Genomic DNA, 15,810 nt, shown 5'->3' with positions numbered 1-15,810 from the left:
CATGCCGCTGCGCAGATCTCACACCACATTGTCCCGGGCTGATCTTTCGCGTATGACTTTGCAGCGGCAGTATCTCCTCGCGCCGGCCAATGTCTCCGAGGTTGAGCTGACGCGGCATCTGGTGGGCTTACAGGCCCAAAATCCCTGGTCCTGGTACACCGCTTTCTTCAGGCGGGCGGGAGGCCTTTCGCCGGAACAGCCAAGCGCACGTCTCGGGGATCGTTCCCTGGTGCGGATGTCGGCCATGCTCGCCACGATCCATCTCATGACGGCAACGGACGCAGCGTCCCTGCGGTTTCACACTCAACTCTTGCACGAAAGAACCCTGGCTTCCAGCTTCGGGCGCGAGGTGCGGGACGTCGACCTATCAACCGTCACTGCGGCCGCGAAAGACCTGCTCGAAACGCAGCCCCGCACGCTCAACGAACCTGGTGCGGAGCTGGGTAAGCGGTGGCCGGATACAAGGCCCGATGCATTGGCGATGGTGGCCCGCTTCATGCTTCCGCTTGTGCAGATCCCCCTCGTGGGCAGTGGGGGCGCAGCGGACCGGTCGCTTACACCACACTGGACGTCTGGACCGAAGGCCGCGTTGAGCCAACAATGTCCGTTGAACAGATGCTGCTCCGCTACCTCGGAGCATTCGGTCCGGCAACCGTGATGGACTTCCAGGCCTGGTCCGGACTAACCAAGTGCCGCCCCTATTTTGACAACCTCGCCGATCACCTCATCGAGTACCGCTCGGAGCAGGGGCAGATTCTCTACGACCGAACCGATGCATTTGCACCCGATATGACGGACGTTCCAGTGCGGTTCCTCTATGACTACGACAACGTCCTTCTCGCTTATAGGACCGCACCAGGTTCATCACCCCGCGCTACGTCGAAATGCAACGCACATTAGACGGCATGACGCTACAGGCTGTGCTCTTGGAAGGGCAGACTGTCGGCATGTGGACGCACCGCTTTGAAGACGACGCGACCGTGGTCGAAGTCTCGCCGTTCAAGAAATTGACAAAGTCCAGCTTGAGACGGCGGAGAAAGAAGCCCACGAACTCGGCCGCTGGCTTAATCAGAACCGCAGAGCACAAGTGAGGTTTGGCTTGCGGTGGGCCTGACGCTCGAAATCTGCACGCGGTCAGGTCCTGTTAGGGTGGCCCGGACGCGGCACGCGCTAAGGAAGGACCGATGAGAGACAATCCCAGCTACGCGCTCAATGATCCGGAGGCCATCAGGGACCTCGTCCGCAGCAACCCCTGGTGCACTTTCATCAGCCAGGTGGAAGGTCGCGGACTGGTGGCCTCGCACTATCCCGTCGTCTTGGACGAGGACGCCGACGGGATCGTCCTGTTCAGCCATGTCGGCCGGCCGGATGAGGCGAAACACGAGCTGGGGCAGCACGAAATGCTGGCGATCGTCCAGGGACCCCATGGCTACATCTCGCCTGGTTGGTACACCAGCGGTCCGGGCGTTCCCACTTGGAACTTCGCCGTCGCCCACCTCTGGGGCACGCCGGAAATCCTGTCGGATGCCGAAAACATGGCAGTTCTGGACCGCCTCGTGAAGCACTTCGAAGCACCGCTGCCCGAGCCCCGTCTGCTGCACGCGAGCCGCGAGAACAGCGAGTACGCCCACCGCATTGTCCGCGGCACCGTCGGCTTCCGGCTGCGGGTCACCCGGGTGGAGGGCAAGGAGAAAATGAGTCAGGACAAGGCCCCTGAAACTATCCGAAGCATCGCTGATCAATTAGAACGGCCGGGACCGTACGCCAATCCGCCACTGGCCGAGCGGATGAGGTGGGTCAACACGGGGATGCTGGACTGACCAATCGCAGGACGCTGCCTACTGATCGGACGGCCGAATCCGCCGCATGCTCCACAGATGGGTCAGGACCAGTTAGGGTCTTCCCATGCTGCAGCAACTTCCAGAGGACAACACCTTCGATCACCGCCGCTCCGACGACGGAGAGCATGTGGGCTACATCCACATGACCGATGCCGGTGCTTTCATCCCGTTTGATCTGTTGCACCGGCAGCGTGGAGAGGCTCTGGAACTGGAAGAGGCGGAGAGTCTCCTGGATGACCTCGGACTCGCGATGTTCGTGGAGGATTGGGAGCTCGATCTCGACGGCGAGCGGGTGCCGGTGCTAATCCGGGAAGTCCGGCGTGACCGGGTGTCCGTGGCCTTCGCTGCCGCCGAGGCGATCGCGAAGGCTGCCGACATGACCGCGTCCATGGAGATCTTCCTTCCGACGGACCGGCTGCACCAAACGGCGCGATTAGCGTAGAAGGTATGAGCTTTGAGTACGACGTCGAAATCCTTCACCTGCGCGTCTCCGGCGGTCACGCTTATTTCGGACGTGCCCGGGACGGTGTGGCCGACGTCGCCACCACCGATGCTGACCGGCTGGATGTGGTGTCCGGGAAGGGAATTGTGGGTGACCCGTTCTTCGGCAAAGCCGCCCATATGGACGCTGCCGTCACCCTGTTTGCCACCGAGTCCCTGGAGGCAATCGCTGCGGAACTCGAATCGGGCCCCTTTGACCCCCTTGCTCCCCCGCCGCAATGTGGTGCTCCGCGGCGCGGAACTCGCGCCGCTCATAGGGCAGGATTTCACCCTCGAATCGGCCGCGGGCAGCGTTGCCTTCCACGGGGGCCGGCATGCGCACCCCCTGTGCCTGGATGGATACAGTTCTGGCTTCCGGCGCGCATAAGGCGATGCGCGGCCGGGGCGGTCTGCGCTGCCGGCCGCTGAGCAGCGGAATGCTCCGGCGTGCTCGCCCGGGTTGGCTCCCCTAGCCTGGAGCTTTACGCTTCGGCCAGCGGGTCCTCCCCCACCAGCCCGTCAACCGACTCCTTGATCAGATCGGCATGCCCCACATGGCGGGCATACTCCTCGAACAAGTCAACCAGCATGCGGCAAAGGCATCCCACCCCGCCGTCGGCCGCCGGCAGCCGCTGGTTGTGTCTACCGCCCAGCCTCGGAACAACACTTCGTGGTCGGTGTCGGTGCGCAGTTCACGTACTGGCGCCGGTCCCAGCCCATCCAGGGATGCTTCCATCAGGCGACCGATGGTCAGGAGCACCGCCTGTACGAGGGCCGGAGCATGCTGTGGGCTGTGATGGGAGTGGGTGGCCAATTGGTGCTGGCTGGCTACCTACCTCCGATTATCAGGGGCTCAATGCGTAGCGGTGCTTCGCCTGGCCAGACGAGCACGGCATTGCCCTGGCGGTAATGCTCCTTGTGAAGCACGTTGACGCGCGATGCGCTCCCGTTGGGGTGTCTTAGTTCGTGAATTGGGACTGCTGAAGGTTTGATTGACACTTTGCCTGTGAGGATTTGATCCTTGCGGGTGGAAGGATGTTCATCATGCCCAAAGCCTTTCCCGAAGAGTTCCGCCGCGATGTCGTCGCGGTCGCCCGCAAGGGCGAAGCACCCATTACCCAGATCGCCAAGGACTTCGGTGTCTCACCGGCAGCCCTTCACCGCTGGATGAAGATCGCCGACAAAGAGGACGGCGTGAAATCCGGCTCCGTGTCCGATGATTCCGCGAAGCTGCGGGAGGCCAACAGGCACATCCGGCTCCTGGAGCAGGAAGCCGAAGTCATGCGCCGTGCCGTGGCCTATCTCTCCAGGGATATCAATCCAAAAAAATGATGTACCCGCTGGTCCGTGAGATGGCTGCCAGGGACGCCCCGCTAAGGGTTCCCGTGGCAGTGTCCTGCCGGGTATTGAATTTCTCCAGACAGGCCTACTACCAGTGGGCCGCCAATCCTGTCCCGTCCCGGGACTGGGAAGAAGCGCACCTCATCAACGCCGCCATCGATCACCACCGCGAGGATCAGGCGTTCGGATACCGCTTCATCGCCGACGAAATCAACGCTGGCCCCGGCCCTGCGGTCAGCGAACGCAGGATCTGGCGACTGTGCTCCGAGAACGGCATCCTTTCCGTGATCCACCGCCGGCGCCGGTCAGGGCTCAAAGCCGGGCCACCGGTCCACGACGACCTCATCGAACGGGACTTCAGCGCCACGGCGCCGAACCGGAAATGGCTCACGGACATCACCGAGCACCACACCGGGGAGGGAAAGCTTTACCTGTGTGCGATCAAAGACCTGCATTCGAACCGGATTGTCGGGTATTCGATGGATGGGCGGATGAAAGCGTCCCTGGCCGTTGTGCACTGGACCATGCCGTGGCTCTTAGGAAACCGGCAGGCACGGTGGTGCACTCGGACCGCGGATCCCAATTCAGATCCAGGAACTTCGTCCTGGCTCTGAACACCTATGGCTTGACCGGATCGATGGGCCGGGTAGGGGCCTGTGGTGACAACGCCGCTATGGAATCATTCTTCTCTCTGCTCCAGAAGAACGTCTTGAACCGCAAACGCTGGCAGACCCGCGCCGAGCTCAGGCTGGCCATTACGACCTGGATCGAGCGCAGTTACCATCGAAAACGTCGTCAGCGTGCCCTCGGACGGCTGACACCCATCGAGTTTGAGACAATAAAAAACACGGCCACAGCCGCGTAAACAATCATCAACCCCAGCTGTCAACTAAACCTTCAGCAGTCCCATTCGACGCTGATGCCAGTGGCCGCAGAACACATGCGGAGGAAAGAGGGCATCGACCACGCCGCGGATGAGGACTCGCGTCTCCTCAGCGCGTGCGGTCAGCTCCGGGGATAGTTGGAAATCGCCCTTCCCCGGGACCCCTGCCGGGCCGTCATGGGTGATGAGAATGTCAACGGGTCCGCCATCGATCAGTCTCTGGGCGTCCTCCGCCGTCGGTTCCTCGTCGCTCCACCAGTCCCTTCCCCGCCCTCGGTGCGGTGCCGGTAGTCGACGCTGAACGCCCCGCCCAGGCCGCCGACGGTGAGCCTTCGATTTGGGTGCGCCCGCCCCGCGGCAGGACGCGGATGTTGGAGCGGCGGGTTCCCAGCCCGTCTGCGTCCATCGGGAGTTTCAGAAGGGTGTCCCAATTGTCGTGGTTGCCCCCTGAGACGATCAGCGTCAACCCAAGATCGATCAAGTATCTGTTGAGTTTCGCCTCGTAGCGGCCCCGTTTGGGCCCCGGCCAGTCCAGCCCGAAGTCACCCACGTGCACAATGGTGCGGGCCCATTCACGGGCCGCTGATTCGATCGCGGCGATCGCCCATTTTGTGGGTGGCCTTGCGGGGGTGGGGAACCGGTCGATCGGGGTCAGGTCCCTTGCCTCACAGCCGCCGACGGATCAGCCACATCATCGCAACCGGTACGAGCCGGATAGCGCCGTCCAGGCACCGGATACACAGATAATTCAAAGTCGGCAGTTAGATTGGAGATTGCGCGGCACCGCGCTGGGACAGAAAAGGACGCAACTTGGGGGAATCGGCAGTCATTCGGCCATGCGGCGAGGCCGATTTCGGGACAGTTGTCGAGTTGGGCGACCGGTTCAAGAAATTCCTCGGACTGTTTCCGCACGACGCGTACCGAACGTCAATTCAAGCGGAATGCATCTACGGTGCCTTCGTTGATGGCGAACTGGCTGGATATGTCCTCTTTGACCTGCCCCGCTCCGATGTGCGCCTTATACACCTGTGCATCAAACCCGACTACCGGGGAAAGGGTTTGGCGCGACGGCTTGTGGACGAAATTCAACTGCGGCATGGACATAGGGAGTGCATCCGCCTGAAGTGCCGCCGGGACTATGAGGCACATGCCGTGTGGCCCAAACTCGGCTTCCAGGCCCAGAGCTTCCCTGTCGGTCGGGGCAAGGACAAAGCTGAGATGACCGCCTTCCGTCGGTCCTTTGATCACGATGATTTGTTCTCAGTGTCATTGGCCGAGGACCCCCGGGTACAGGTGGCAATGGACACCAACGTCGTCATGGATGTTTTGCTGAAGCGCAAGCTGGAGACGGAGGAGTTTCTTGATTCACCCATGCTGCAAGGAGAGGTGGCCTACTGCATCTCTCACTCGGTGAGAAACGAACTGTCCGGCATCGAACCAGCCAGCCTACGCCGGCGGGTCGTGTCTCAGCTTGGACAGTATGAAGAACTGCGCGGCGAGCTGTCGGTCTGCGACGCGCTGTACAGCGAGCTCCTACAGGCAATCCCATCTGCCGCTCTCCGGAAAGATCCCAGCCTGAGAGCCGATGCACGCCTGGCAGCGGAGACAATCGTTAGCGGGGCAGCGGTCATGATCACCAATGACGACAACGCCGCGCGAATCCTGCGCCCCCTCGCACTGCAACACGGCGTCCACATACTGCATCCGTCCCAGCTGCTTCTGGTGATCGACGAACTCAAGGGCACCCGCAGAGATGCCACCGAGCGGATCCAGAACACGGAGATGACCATCGGTCAGGCTCCTGCCGGGATAGACCGAGAACTTGACCATCTGATCAGCGCCCACAGCGGTGAGACGAAAACCCGATTCCGGGGACTCGTGCGTTCCAAAATGGGGTCAGACATGCGAATCGTGCATGCCTCCAAGAGTCGTCTCGCAGACGCGCTAATCGTGACCAGCTGCTCTGCCGGGGTCCTCGAGTTGGAAATGCTCCGAGTGCGGCGTGCACCTCTTGGGCCGACCCTGCTCAAGCAACTTCTCTTCCAGCTAAGGCATGAGGCCCTGCGTCGGGGAGCTCTGAGGATCATCCTCACCGATCCAGCGCCAGGTGGCGGTGAAAGTTACACCGAAATCCTTGAGCAGGAGGGAGCAAAGTTCCTTGACGGCAATTGGACGATTGAGGTCGTCGATGTCCAGCTCGATGTCGATGATCTGCACACTGGTCGCTTCGCGGACTGGGACCTGACGCCCTGGCTCCAGAACCCGCTGAAAACCCCCACGGACTATGCCAGGCTGGAGCATCAATTGTGGCCGCTAAAAATTCGGAATGCACCGTTGGAATGCTACGTCGTCCCCATCAAGCAGACCTACGCCAGCGAACTCCTCGGGTACGACACACCGCTCCTTGCGCGAAATCAAGACCTCGGAATTAGCCGTCGGCACGTGTACTACAAGTCGGCACCGCAACAACCAAAGGCACCGGGCAGAATCCTCTGGTACGCCAGCGGGCCGCTCGGTCACCAAGTTGTCGCCGCGTCCCAGCTCGTCTCGTCTCACCGGGCATCCCCCGGCGCCCTGCACAGGCGATTCCAGAAATACGGCGTCTGGTCGTTGGCCGACATTGAAACCCACGCGGGCAAAGCGGATGAAGCAGTTGCCCTCCGCTTCGGAGACACAGAAGTCTTCCCCTCCCCCATAAAATTGTCGGATGCGTGTCAATGGCCAATAGTTTGTGCCCATGGGCGGCCAGCAAAAGTGCCCGCTGGTGGACGTGAAAACTGCCTACTCATGGCCACCAGATCTGCCCACCGGGTATTCGGTGGCGTTGGCCATGTTGGGGTGTGGGTTTAGCTCATCGGGGTAACTCCCTTCCCGGCCAAGGCTTGGCTGAGGCGGATCGATTCCCCTGAGGTCTGACAGAGATGCGCGTGGTGCAGCAGCCGGTCGACGGTGGCGGTGGCCAGGGTCTTGGGCATGAGCTCGTCGAAGCCTGCCGGATGCAGGTTTGAAGAAACCGCGATGGAGCGTTTCTCATACCCGGCGTCAACGAGGCGGTAAAGGCCCTCGGCCGCGTCCGTGCCCACCGGCAACAGCCCGATGTCATCGACCACCACCAAGTCTGCTCGCAGGATCCGGGCGACGACTTTGGTGACACTGTCATCGGAGCGGTGGGCTCGCATAAGAGCCCCGAGATCCTCGAGCCGGAACCACGCCACCCGCAGGCCGGCCTCGACGGCCTGCTGCCCGAGGGCTTCGAGGAAGAACGTTTTACCCGTGCCCGAGGGCCCGCAGATCACGACGTTTTCCTTCCGCCCGATCCATTCCAGCGTCCGCAGCGCCTGCTGCGTCGGTGCCGGGATCGAGGAGGCCGCCGGATCCCAGGTATCAAAGGTCTTCCCGGTCGGGAAGCCCGCGGCCTTGCGTCTGGTGGCGAGCATGGACCGGGACCGGCCGGCGACTTCCTCAACGAAGAGCGCTTTGATGACCTCGGCCGGTTCCCAGCGCTGGGCGCGGGCGGTTGCGATCAGTTCCGGGGCCAATGCCCGCGCATGAGGCATCTTCAATTGCCGCATCAACGCTTCCAGCTCCGCCGGCAGCGCCGGTGCGGGGACCGGGACCGGGCTCATGCGCTTTCCTCCAGCTCGTCATCAGCACGGGCTGGAACGGGTGGCCGGCCGATCGCTGCCCACCCGGCGGTGCCTTGAGTCAGGGACCGGGTTTCCCCGGCGGCATGGGTGATGATGCGTGTGCCCGCGGCGTTCAGGATCGAGGCCAGGTCGTTGTTCGCGAAGCGGCCATGGATGGCCGCGGTCCCCAACGCCTGATCGACTTCGGGCTGCCCGGCGATCTTGGCCAGAGCGACTGCTTCGGCCATCTTCATGTTCATCCGGGCCGTGCCCGCCGCGGCGGCCTCGAGCAGCCATGCCCGGGCACCGTCACCGATGCTCAGGAACTCCGCTTCCGCGGCGGTCCTCGCTTTGGCCGTGTATTCACCCGGGACCCTGGGCCGGTGGCCGGGGAAGTGGGCGTCGTTGATCGCCGGGATGCCGGGGCGGGCGCGGCGGTGGCGGGCAACTTCCACCGGGCCACCGCTGGCGTGGTGGACGATGATGACCTGCTCGTCGGCACCGGCACCGTGGGCCCGGACGAACACCCGCGCGCCGAGCAGATGCGCCGGGACGGAGTACTGCCCGTTTTCGAAGGTGACCATCGGCGTGTTCTCCGGGACGCTGCGGGAGAGCCCGAACGCGACGGTGTGCGCGGTCTCCGGGACCCGGTGCAACCGTGGTGCCTCCTCGGCCAGCATCGTGGCGGGTTTGCGGCGGGTGGTCCGGTGCTCACGGTTGTTGACCTCGTCCGTGAACGCCTGGCAGGCTGCTTCGATCTCGGCGAAAGAAGCGTATTCGGCACGCAGGTTGGTGTCCTTGGGCACGATGTCTGCTTTGGCGAGTTTCACCGAGGACTCCACGCCGCCCTTGGATGCTGGGTCCGCCGGCTGGCAGGTCAGTACCGTCACCGCGTAGTGGCGGGCGAAGTCGACGGTCTGCTGGTTACGCACCGGGACCCCGGCAAGATGGGAGACCGTCACGGTCTTCTCGTTATCGGTCAATACATACGTCGGGGCGCCGCCTATGACACGGAAGCTGCGGTCCAATGCGGCGAACACGCTCGGCGCCGTGCGGTCCCGCAACGCGATGACGATCCTGAAGCGGGACCATGCCAGCCACGCCACGAACAAAACGGTCTTCTTCCCCTCGATCACGGGGCCGTCGCCGAAATCGTACTGAAGCCACATGCCCGGTTCCGTGATCCAGGGCCGGTGCACCCGGACATGGCCAAGACGCCAGGCAGCGCGGATCTGGGCGACGGCCCGGCGGGTCGAGCGCTCCGAACCCTCGTAGCCGAGGGCAAGGAGTTTCTCGTGGGCTTTGTCGGCGCGGATTTTGCCCTTGGAGGCCTCGATCCATTCTTCGATCTTGGGCAGGAACGCATCGGTGACCCGGCCCCGGTAGACGGGTTCGGCGATCGGCTGACCGGCGTCGCGGGCAGCGACGTGTCTGGCAACGGTGTGGTGCGAGCAGCCGGTGAGTTCCGCAGCGGCGCGCAACGATCGGGTCAGATCATACGCAGCGAGTATTTCCATGATTTCTCCGTCAGACTTCATTAGGGCCTCTTCCCGGGCGACTTTGATGCGACTTAGACACCGTCATCAAACCCCGGGAGAGGCTCCCGCCGCTTAAGCGGTCGGGTTCAGTAAGGAAGTGGGCAGATCTCATGGCCACCGGCGGGCAGTTTTGATGGCCGTCAGTGGGCAGTTCCGTGGCCGCCTATGGGCAGTTTTCCATGGCCGCTAACAGATGCGGAGGCTATCGTGAATGGACACGGCAAGTCGCTGAACAGGATGCGCACAACCCGCAGGATTCCAGACGCTGCCTACCAGGAGATCTACAGCAGAGGCATGAACCATTGACGACGCAGCAGTTGACCCAGCAGATGGTTGAGCACTCCGACGCAGTCCTCATATCAATCCGAACGCGATTCGTGCGCTCCATCCTTGCCGGCACCAAAACCTTCGAGTTGCGAAAGAAAATCCCCCGCTCGCCCGTAGGAAGACTCCTGGTGATGTACTCCTCAGGCGAAGACCGGGCGATCACCGCATACGCACGGGTCGGAGGCGTTACTTCCGGCACTCCGGAAGTAATCTGGGCAAGGCATGGCCTCCTGCTAGGTCTGACCCACGAGGAATTCAAGACCTACTTCGACGGTGCCACGACTGCATACGCCCTGCATCTCGAAGACGTCACTCCCAGCCGGAGGCACCTGACGCTGCACGAACTGCGCAGTGACCATGCCTTGGAACCCCCGCAGAGCTGGCGGTACCTCTCCCAAAAGGTCTACCAAGGCCTTCTAGAAACCCTCTGATTCCTTGCTGAGCATCGGCGAGGCTCCTTGGAGGCCCGCCAGGCAGGCGACGGTAGAAGTAGATCCTGCCTACCCGGCACTAAGCCACCCGTGAATGGTCTCAGGACTTGCTCATGGATCGGCTCACGCGCCTGAAGTAATCCCGCTCTGACAATCTGCGCAAATGAAATTTCCGCGATTGCCTGATCACATGTAGTCGAGATCCCTCGGCTGTAAGAACTCAAAATCCTCGAGAGCGGGCTCACTGTAATCAACGGAGATCGGTAGCACCGCCCATAACCACTCCAGCGAAGTATCACCTGTTAGCCGCCATCCGGAGCACAAGGAATCGTGTCATCGCGGCTCTGGTGTCAACCAATGCGCGATGCGTGTGATTGTGTCACCGGGTCGAGGAGCTGCTGAGTAGACCTGCAGTTCGAGGTAGTCCTGTGACTCGATCCCCAGCGATGGGAGGTCGTCCTCCCGGAGCCGCAGTACCCGGTAGCCGGCGGCGATCAGATCCAAGCTCTTTCGCCGGTCGACGTCGATCTTGGCGGCGGGCCGGTGCCAGTAGGCGCCGTCGTACTCGATGGCGACCAGTGTGCCCTCGTGCTCGACAAGGATGTCCACTGACCACCGCTTGCGCGTGCGGAACGCATCACTGCGGACAAGGGCTCCGGACTTGACTACGGCGAAAAGCTTTTTGGCCGCTTCGAGGTGTTGGAGTTCAACGCGGGACTTGCCTATCTGCTTGCACTCAGGGCAGTCGGCACCGCTGGAACGGGCAATCACTGAAGCTTCCCATCGGTGCGACGGGTTGACCGAGCAGATCCAGCGGGGCACGAAGTTCGTCTGGCCGTAGGGGCGGACATGCCATGGCGTCACGGGGTTATCTGGAGCCCATTCGGCGGCGAGGCCAGGGTCGACGTAGCCGAGCGAGTCGAGAATGGTTCGGCACTGTGGGCAGCGTTGACGCTTATACTTGTTTCTGCTCCCGACGGGTTCCGCCCATTCGTAGCCGCAGCAGTCGGCAAGCCAGTGGGCCATCCGCTTCGACCCTGGACCGAGCTTCTCAGGCGTCCACCTGCCATTCAGCGTCGGATGCCACTGGCTGGCAACTTCCGGCGAAGCCTCGGCGAGGGTGGCGCGCTCGGGCACAGACTCCTCAGTTCGGCGACAGAATTGGCATCCCGAGCGGTGGAACGCGATCGGCGTCAGCCTGGGCTGGTGACCGTTTTTGCATCGAAACTTCGGCGGCTGATGACTGAAAACCATGACGTCGTGGGGATCGGCCTCGTCGTTCCACGCCACGAGGAGCTCCGGTACGTCAGCGACTGAGGTAACCTTCAACCGCTGCCGCTCCGCATCCCACTCCTCGCTGCCCTTCCTCGAACACTGCGGGCAACCAGGCTTGACAGCCATGAAAACGACGGAGGACGTGAAGCTGTACCCGCAGGTGCCGCACTTCCACTGGCACTGCGTTTTGGACTGTTCGGAGATGGTGGCGAGGACGGAGGCGTCGTTGCGATCATGATCCCACCAGTCGAGTGCGGCGCTCTGTGACTCGACGAACAGCTTTTTCGCACCGCGGGTCCTGCCGACCAGGGATGCCCTCGGTTTGCTGTTACGGCTGCAGACGCACCTCCTCCACCCGATGTCACCCATGCGTTCGGCCGACTGGACACCGCAGTGCTTGCAGCGGGTGATGATGGGCCATCCACCGCTCGGAAGATCGAAGAGCTCCTCAACCGCCACGTAATCGTGCACGTCGAGATGGACGGCCACTTGCTCCTTGGTGACCTGGTGCACCGTGCCGGAGAGCCGGTCGCTCATGAGCGTCCGGCGTATCCAATAGCACCTTCGGCAGGAGGGCTCGTCACGAGTTTGCAGTTCCAGCAGATAGTCGAGTCTGTAATCGCACTCCCCTCGACAGGCGCGGCAGCGAGTTCGCCAGCGCTTGTCCTTCCCGGGAAATGTCGTCACCGGGTCCATGTTCAGCTCGCCCAGCATCGTCGTCAGGCAGTCGTCGCACCAGGTGGGCTTAGTCCTTGTCGTGAAGGCCGCCGCGTTGCTGCACCCTTCAGTCGAGCAGATTTGCCCAGCCGGCATGATTCACCCTATCCAACCCGATCACCTTGTCCAGAACTCTTCGTTGAGGCCGACCTTCCACTTGTCGCGCCATTCGCACCACCGCGCTGCAATTCACTATGCATCGTAATTGAAGATGAGACGAATTCTTGTTGCTCGGTGATCGCCGTCCGGTCCGGTGCTGCCATGCAATGCATTTGGAGGACCAAACGGCCAGCAGTAGCGTGAACAGGTTCCACCCGAGCGGTCGATTCCGCCACGCATGGATGGGCCCGACCGGAGGTCGAAGCACGGAAAACTTACTCCGACGGGGTGAGCAATGCCGTCGATGCGTCGTTTTGGGAACTTGGCTAAATGATCACGACAGGCTCGCGTGACCGAGCCACGCAAATCCCGTCCTTGACGACGTAGCATTCGACATAATGTTGACCGGCATAGAGCGTGCTTTCCTTTTTCCGGCGTTGCCCCGCGTCTCGCGTGATCTCGCCGCGCAGCGAGCGATTCTTCTCCGCTTCGAAGCCTGAGTTACGGACTTTCCAGTACACGACGAAGGGGCCATTCACGGTAGTTCCGTCCACCGCAAAATAAAGGTCGCGCCTCTTTGGCACATGTCCTGCCCCTGAGCGTAAGGCGCGACGTTGAACTCGATTGAGGTCGTGTGGCGGCGATACGTCACACGTGATGGTAACCGTCTCGGTCAGCTGGACGGGGAACATTTCCTCGATGAACTGTTCCTTGGGTGCGCGACGGACGTCTGCGCTCTTGATCGCACCACTGGCGGAGGCCGTGGTTGCGGTTGCCACTGATCCAGGAAATGCAGTTCCGAAGACCTTCTGCCAAGCGGCAATGCTTTCGTCGACTGTTGGCGCGTCGAACGCATTGCGGATCTTCGGGGCCAAGTCATGGATTCTGTCCCGGAATGCAGCAAATTGGCTGTCCGTCCAGCGGTGGTCGAAGCTTGTCATCGGGCAGCTAGGGTCAACGAGGGGCGGTTTCGACCATTGTGCTTGCATCCAGCGGTCTAGGTCCTCCACAAGATGAAGCAGGGTGGTTGGCACATCCTTGTAGTAATCGCCGTCGTGATCGCGCCAATTGTCCACAATATTGCCTACCAGGGTCGTCAATAGAACTGACTTCAACCTGAACGCGCCCTGATGATCCCGAAGGTACTTGAGGAGACGGATGACCTTGCGCAGGTTCCCATTGGTGAGGCGATCCTTCTCCTGGATCCACTCGGAGAACCCGACGGGGTTGGTGTCTTCAAACTCATTTGTATTGCGGTTGACGATGACTTGTCGGCCGTTCGACATGACCACATACGTGATGATGTCGATGTGGCAATCGTTGGAGTAAGTCACTCGGACGCAGCGGTCCTTTTTGGAGCTCATGCCTCCATAGATGTTGTGATCAGACAACGCAGACCAAACCGCATTTGCGTAGCTGCGTGGGTTTTCATTCCATGCAGCGTCTTCGCTCAGTTGAACGAGGAAGTCCGCGTCGAATTCAAGCTCAGCAGCAGGGCGAATGATGGTTTCATGGGCCCAGGATCCTTGGGGGACTGTGTCGAGCACGCGACCATCCAGAGAGCTCGCCGCCTTGAGGGCTTCTGTGATGCGGCTCACCCGCGTATCGAGGTCTCCGAGTCGGGTTGCGTTGAGGTTTACTGACTCCGTCAGTAGCTTGCTGAAGTACTGGGTGAGTTTCATCGGGTCCCTATCTGAATTGCCTGGATATACTTGCCGTCCGGCATCCGGTCGTAGAGTTGAATCGATGGATGAACTTCGGGTGCGAACACTCGTCCGAACTCAACCGCGGCGGACAAGGGCATGGCCGCGAACACGTGCAATAGTCGGACGTGCTTGTGCCCTCGTGCCTCTAGCTGAGCCAGTAAATTTCTGCACGCATCACTGAATGCAGCAAGTGCGTTAGGGCCCGCAAAGACATCGGGGTGAGCCAATTCGTCGACAATGAGTTGGCAGTGTGGAAGACCTTGAACTGCGTCGGGAAGTTCGTGATGCTGAATAGAGCCACTGACGTTGACCACGAGGACAGCCTCATCCTGTGCTGGTGCGGGATCCGCTAATGCTACGGTGAAAGAAGCTGTCGCAGCTCGGTCTGGCCACTGCCAATCTTCAGTGCGGCGGTGCTTCTGGTAAACGTCGACTGGAATTGTGTCGTCCAGCTGGGAACCGAGGTAGACCAGGAGCGGAATCCTTGCGAAAGCGAAGATGCTCAGCCGGATGATCTCTTCGTTCGCGACGGCCTCGGCCACTTTGTTCGTCATGACTTTGTTGATCACTGAACACGCGGCAGCGTAGTACGCTGGCGACGGCTCATCTTCCCCCGGCAAGCCGCGTAGGTCTATCTCCACCATGTTGCGCGTAGACAGGTCGAACTTAGGCATAAGGCCGGCACCGGCCATGACAGCACTCGCTACCGCATCGCGGCCGACGTCGACCGGCTTCCCGTGAAGCCATCCGATCATTCGAATAGGTGTGGTGCGCTGATACTCGCCGAAGCTCGTCGCGAGGGACACTCGCTCTTCATGCTTTCGTTTTAGTTCCCGGAGGAACGAGACCGTGAAGGCGTCCCTTGAACCCATCTTGTCGATCTCGCTATGCTCGTCGTCGCAGATAAGTATTAGGTTGTCTGCATTGTCGCGCTCATCGTCAGTCAGGTCGTCGTCGAGACCTCGAGGCGAATTCTCGCTCGCCTGCTGGCCGACGATGTGAGCAGCTTGGCCGAAGGTCAGCTCCCGCGCCGCGAGCTGACCTTCCAGGAGGTATCGGCGACAAATCTGACAACGGCCACCGGACCGAACCCATAATTTCAGTCTCTCCGGTTCAGGAATTTTTCGCTTAGCCAACGACTCCCCCTTCGGGTTTGCTGCATTGAAGGCGGCTGCACGCCTGCCTAGGGGTTAGGCGCACCGAAGTGACGTTGCCTCAGAATGGTGGGCACGACGACTTCATGCCCACCAACTCTGATTTCTAACCGGGTGAGAAGCCTGTTACCCACCGCTACTGCGAGGGGCACAGCTCAACGCAAACTACATGGACTTCTTCTGCCGTCGCATCTCAATCCGATGACTTCTGAATGAGTCGCCAACTAGCCTCAGGCCTCACAGTGACTGCCGAGCTCGTTTGGCCGACAAGCTTGTCACCCTCAGCAAGGACCATTCGGGCTGTCCCAAAGATTGAATGAGTTGTCCATCTACCGGAACTGCCGTGTGTAGTGCCTGCCAATCAAGTTGTCATTTATGCCAGGTTGTTTGGC

At 61.3% G+C, this 15,810-nt stretch carries 13 protein-coding genes and 2 pseudogenes; 8 read left to right on the top strand and 7 right to left on the bottom strand.

Features of this window, described 5'->3' with window-relative positions; translation table 11 throughout:
• Position 1 precedes the first annotated feature (1 nt).
• The 5 genes and pseudogenes from OL239_RS20095 to OL239_RS08115 form a co-directional block, all read left to right on the top strand.
• Complete coding sequence (locus tag OL239_RS20095; protein ID WP_442864251.1) at positions 2 to 658, top strand: DNA glycosylase AlkZ-like family protein; 657 nt, start codon at positions 2 to 4, stop codon at positions 656 to 658.
• On the top strand, positions 565 to 900 hold the full coding sequence (locus tag OL239_RS20090; RefSeq protein WP_442864288.1) for a DNA glycosylase AlkZ-like family protein: 336 nt from the start codon (positions 565 to 567) through the stop codon (positions 898 to 900). The genes OL239_RS20095 and OL239_RS20090 overlap by 94 nt, the downstream gene beginning before the upstream one ends.
• A gap of 284 nt (positions 901 to 1,184) precedes the next feature.
• Complete coding sequence (locus OL239_RS08125) at positions 1,185 to 1,820, top strand: FMN-binding negative transcriptional regulator (RefSeq protein WP_268911409.1); 636 nt, start codon at positions 1,185 to 1,187, stop codon at positions 1,818 to 1,820.
• Positions 1,821 to 1,905: 85 nt separating this feature from the next.
• The gene (locus OL239_RS08120; protein WP_268911408.1) at positions 1,906 to 2,283 is read left to right on the top strand and encodes a serine/threonine protein phosphatase; all 378 of its coding nucleotides are present in this window, start codon (positions 1,906 to 1,908) and stop codon (positions 2,281 to 2,283) included.
• A gap of 5 nt (positions 2,284 to 2,288) precedes the next feature.
• Positions 2,289 to 2,770 (top strand): annotated as a pseudogene (locus OL239_RS08115) (MOSC domain-containing protein); the annotation flags it as partial.
• 33 nt (positions 2,771 to 2,803) lie between these two features.
• Here the strand turns inward: OL239_RS08115 and OL239_RS08110 are convergent.
• Positions 2,804 to 2,929: a mycothiol transferase gene (locus tag OL239_RS08110; RefSeq protein WP_442864250.1), complete on the bottom strand. Its 126-nt coding sequence runs from the start codon at positions 2,927 to 2,929 to the stop codon at positions 2,804 to 2,806.
• Positions 2,930 to 3,365: 436 nt separating this feature from the next.
• Here OL239_RS08110 and OL239_RS08105 point away from each other — a divergent pair.
• Positions 3,366 to 4,527 (top strand): annotated as a pseudogene (locus OL239_RS08105) (IS3 family transposase).
• 211 nt (positions 4,528 to 4,738) lie between these two features.
• Here OL239_RS08105 and OL239_RS08100 read toward each other — a convergent pair.
• Positions 4,739 to 5,101 carry a hypothetical protein gene (locus OL239_RS08100; RefSeq protein ID WP_268911407.1) on the bottom strand — a complete coding sequence of 121 codons (363 nt, stop codon included), beginning with the start codon at positions 5,099 to 5,101 and terminating at the stop codon, positions 4,739 to 4,741.
• Between the two features lie 254 nt (positions 5,102 to 5,355).
• Here OL239_RS08100 and OL239_RS08095 point away from each other — a divergent pair, with 254 nt between their 5' ends.
• Positions 5,356 to 7,395: a GNAT family N-acetyltransferase gene (locus OL239_RS08095; protein WP_268911406.1), complete on the top strand. Its 2,040-nt coding sequence runs from the start codon at positions 5,356 to 5,358 to the stop codon at positions 7,393 to 7,395.
• Here the strand turns inward: OL239_RS08095 and istB are convergent.
• Both istB and istA read right to left on the bottom strand, forming a co-directional pair.
• A complete protein-coding gene (gene istB / locus OL239_RS08090; RefSeq protein WP_268909857.1) occupies positions 7,392 to 8,171 on the bottom strand; it encodes an IS21-like element helper ATPase IstB in 780 nt (259 codons plus the stop codon). The genes OL239_RS08095 and istB overlap by 4 nt on opposite strands.
• A complete protein-coding gene (istA, locus tag OL239_RS08085; protein WP_268909024.1) occupies positions 8,168 to 9,709 on the bottom strand; it encodes an IS21 family transposase in 1,542 nt (513 codons plus the stop codon). Before istA ends, istB begins: the two co-directional genes overlap by 4 nt.
• Before the next feature lie 179 nt (positions 9,710 to 9,888).
• Here istA and OL239_RS08080 point away from each other — a divergent pair, with 179 nt between their 5' ends.
• Complete coding sequence (locus tag OL239_RS08080; RefSeq protein WP_329609402.1) at positions 9,889 to 10,467, top strand: ASCH domain-containing protein; 579 nt, start codon at positions 9,889 to 9,891, stop codon at positions 10,465 to 10,467.
• Between the two features lie 333 nt (positions 10,468 to 10,800).
• Here the strand turns inward: OL239_RS08080 and OL239_RS08075 are convergent, their stop codons facing one another.
• The 3 genes from OL239_RS08075 to OL239_RS08065 all read right to left on the bottom strand — a co-directional run bounded on the left by OL239_RS08075 (position 10,801) and on the right by OL239_RS08065 (position 15,400).
• Positions 10,801 to 12,279, bottom strand: a complete 1,479-nt coding sequence (locus OL239_RS08075; RefSeq protein ID WP_268911405.1) for a zinc-ribbon domain-containing protein — start codon at positions 12,277 to 12,279, stop codon at positions 10,801 to 10,803.
• 605 nt (positions 12,280 to 12,884) lie between these two features.
• Positions 12,885 to 14,240, bottom strand: coding sequence for a nucleotide-binding domain-containing protein (locus OL239_RS08070; protein WP_268911404.1), 1,356 nt, complete (start codon positions 14,238 to 14,240; stop codon positions 12,885 to 12,887).
• Positions 14,237 to 15,400, bottom strand: a complete 1,164-nt coding sequence (locus OL239_RS08065) for an SAVED domain-containing protein (protein ID WP_268911403.1) — start codon at positions 15,398 to 15,400, stop codon at positions 14,237 to 14,239. Before OL239_RS08065 ends, OL239_RS08070 begins: the two co-directional genes overlap by 4 nt.
• Positions 15,401 to 15,810 lie beyond the last annotated feature (410 nt).

This window comes from Arthrobacter sp. ATA002, assembly GCF_026898095.1.
In the GTDB taxonomy this organism is placed as follows: domain Bacteria; phylum Actinomycetota; class Actinomycetes; order Actinomycetales; family Micrococcaceae; genus Arthrobacter_B.
The sequence above is the reverse complement of the archived record's forward strand: the minus strand, read 5'-3'. Positions and strand labels throughout refer to the sequence as shown.

Excerpts from the sequence above, each read along its gene's own strand:
- OL239_RS08125 (WP_268911409.1), top strand. The coding sequence starts at position 1,185 with ATGAGAGACAATCCCAGCTACGCGCTCAATGATCCGGAGGCCATCAGG.
- OL239_RS08120 (WP_268911408.1), top strand. The coding sequence starts at position 1,906 with ATGCTGCAGCAACTTCCAGAGGACAACACCTTCGATCACCGCCGCTCC.
- OL239_RS08070 (WP_268911404.1), bottom strand. The coding sequence starts at position 14,240 with ATGAAACTCACCCAGTACTTCAGCAAGCTACTGACGGAGTCAGTAAAC.
- OL239_RS08075 (WP_268911405.1), bottom strand. The coding sequence starts at position 12,279 with ATGAGCGACCGGCTCTCCGGCACGGTGCACCAGGTCACCAAGGAGCAA.
- OL239_RS08080 (WP_329609402.1), top strand. The coding sequence starts at position 9,889 with ATGGCCGCTAACAGATGCGGAGGCTATCGTGAATGGACACGGCAAGTC.
- OL239_RS20095 (WP_442864251.1), top strand. The coding sequence starts at position 2 with ATGCCGCTGCGCAGATCTCACACCACATTGTCCCGGGCTGATCTTTCG.
- istA (WP_268909024.1), bottom strand. The coding sequence starts at position 9,709 with ATGAAGTCTGACGGAGAAATCATGGAAATACTCGCTGCGTATGATCTG.
- istB (WP_268909857.1), bottom strand. The coding sequence starts at position 8,171 with ATGAGCCCGGTCCCGGTCCCCGCACCGGCGCTGCCGGCGGAGCTGGAA.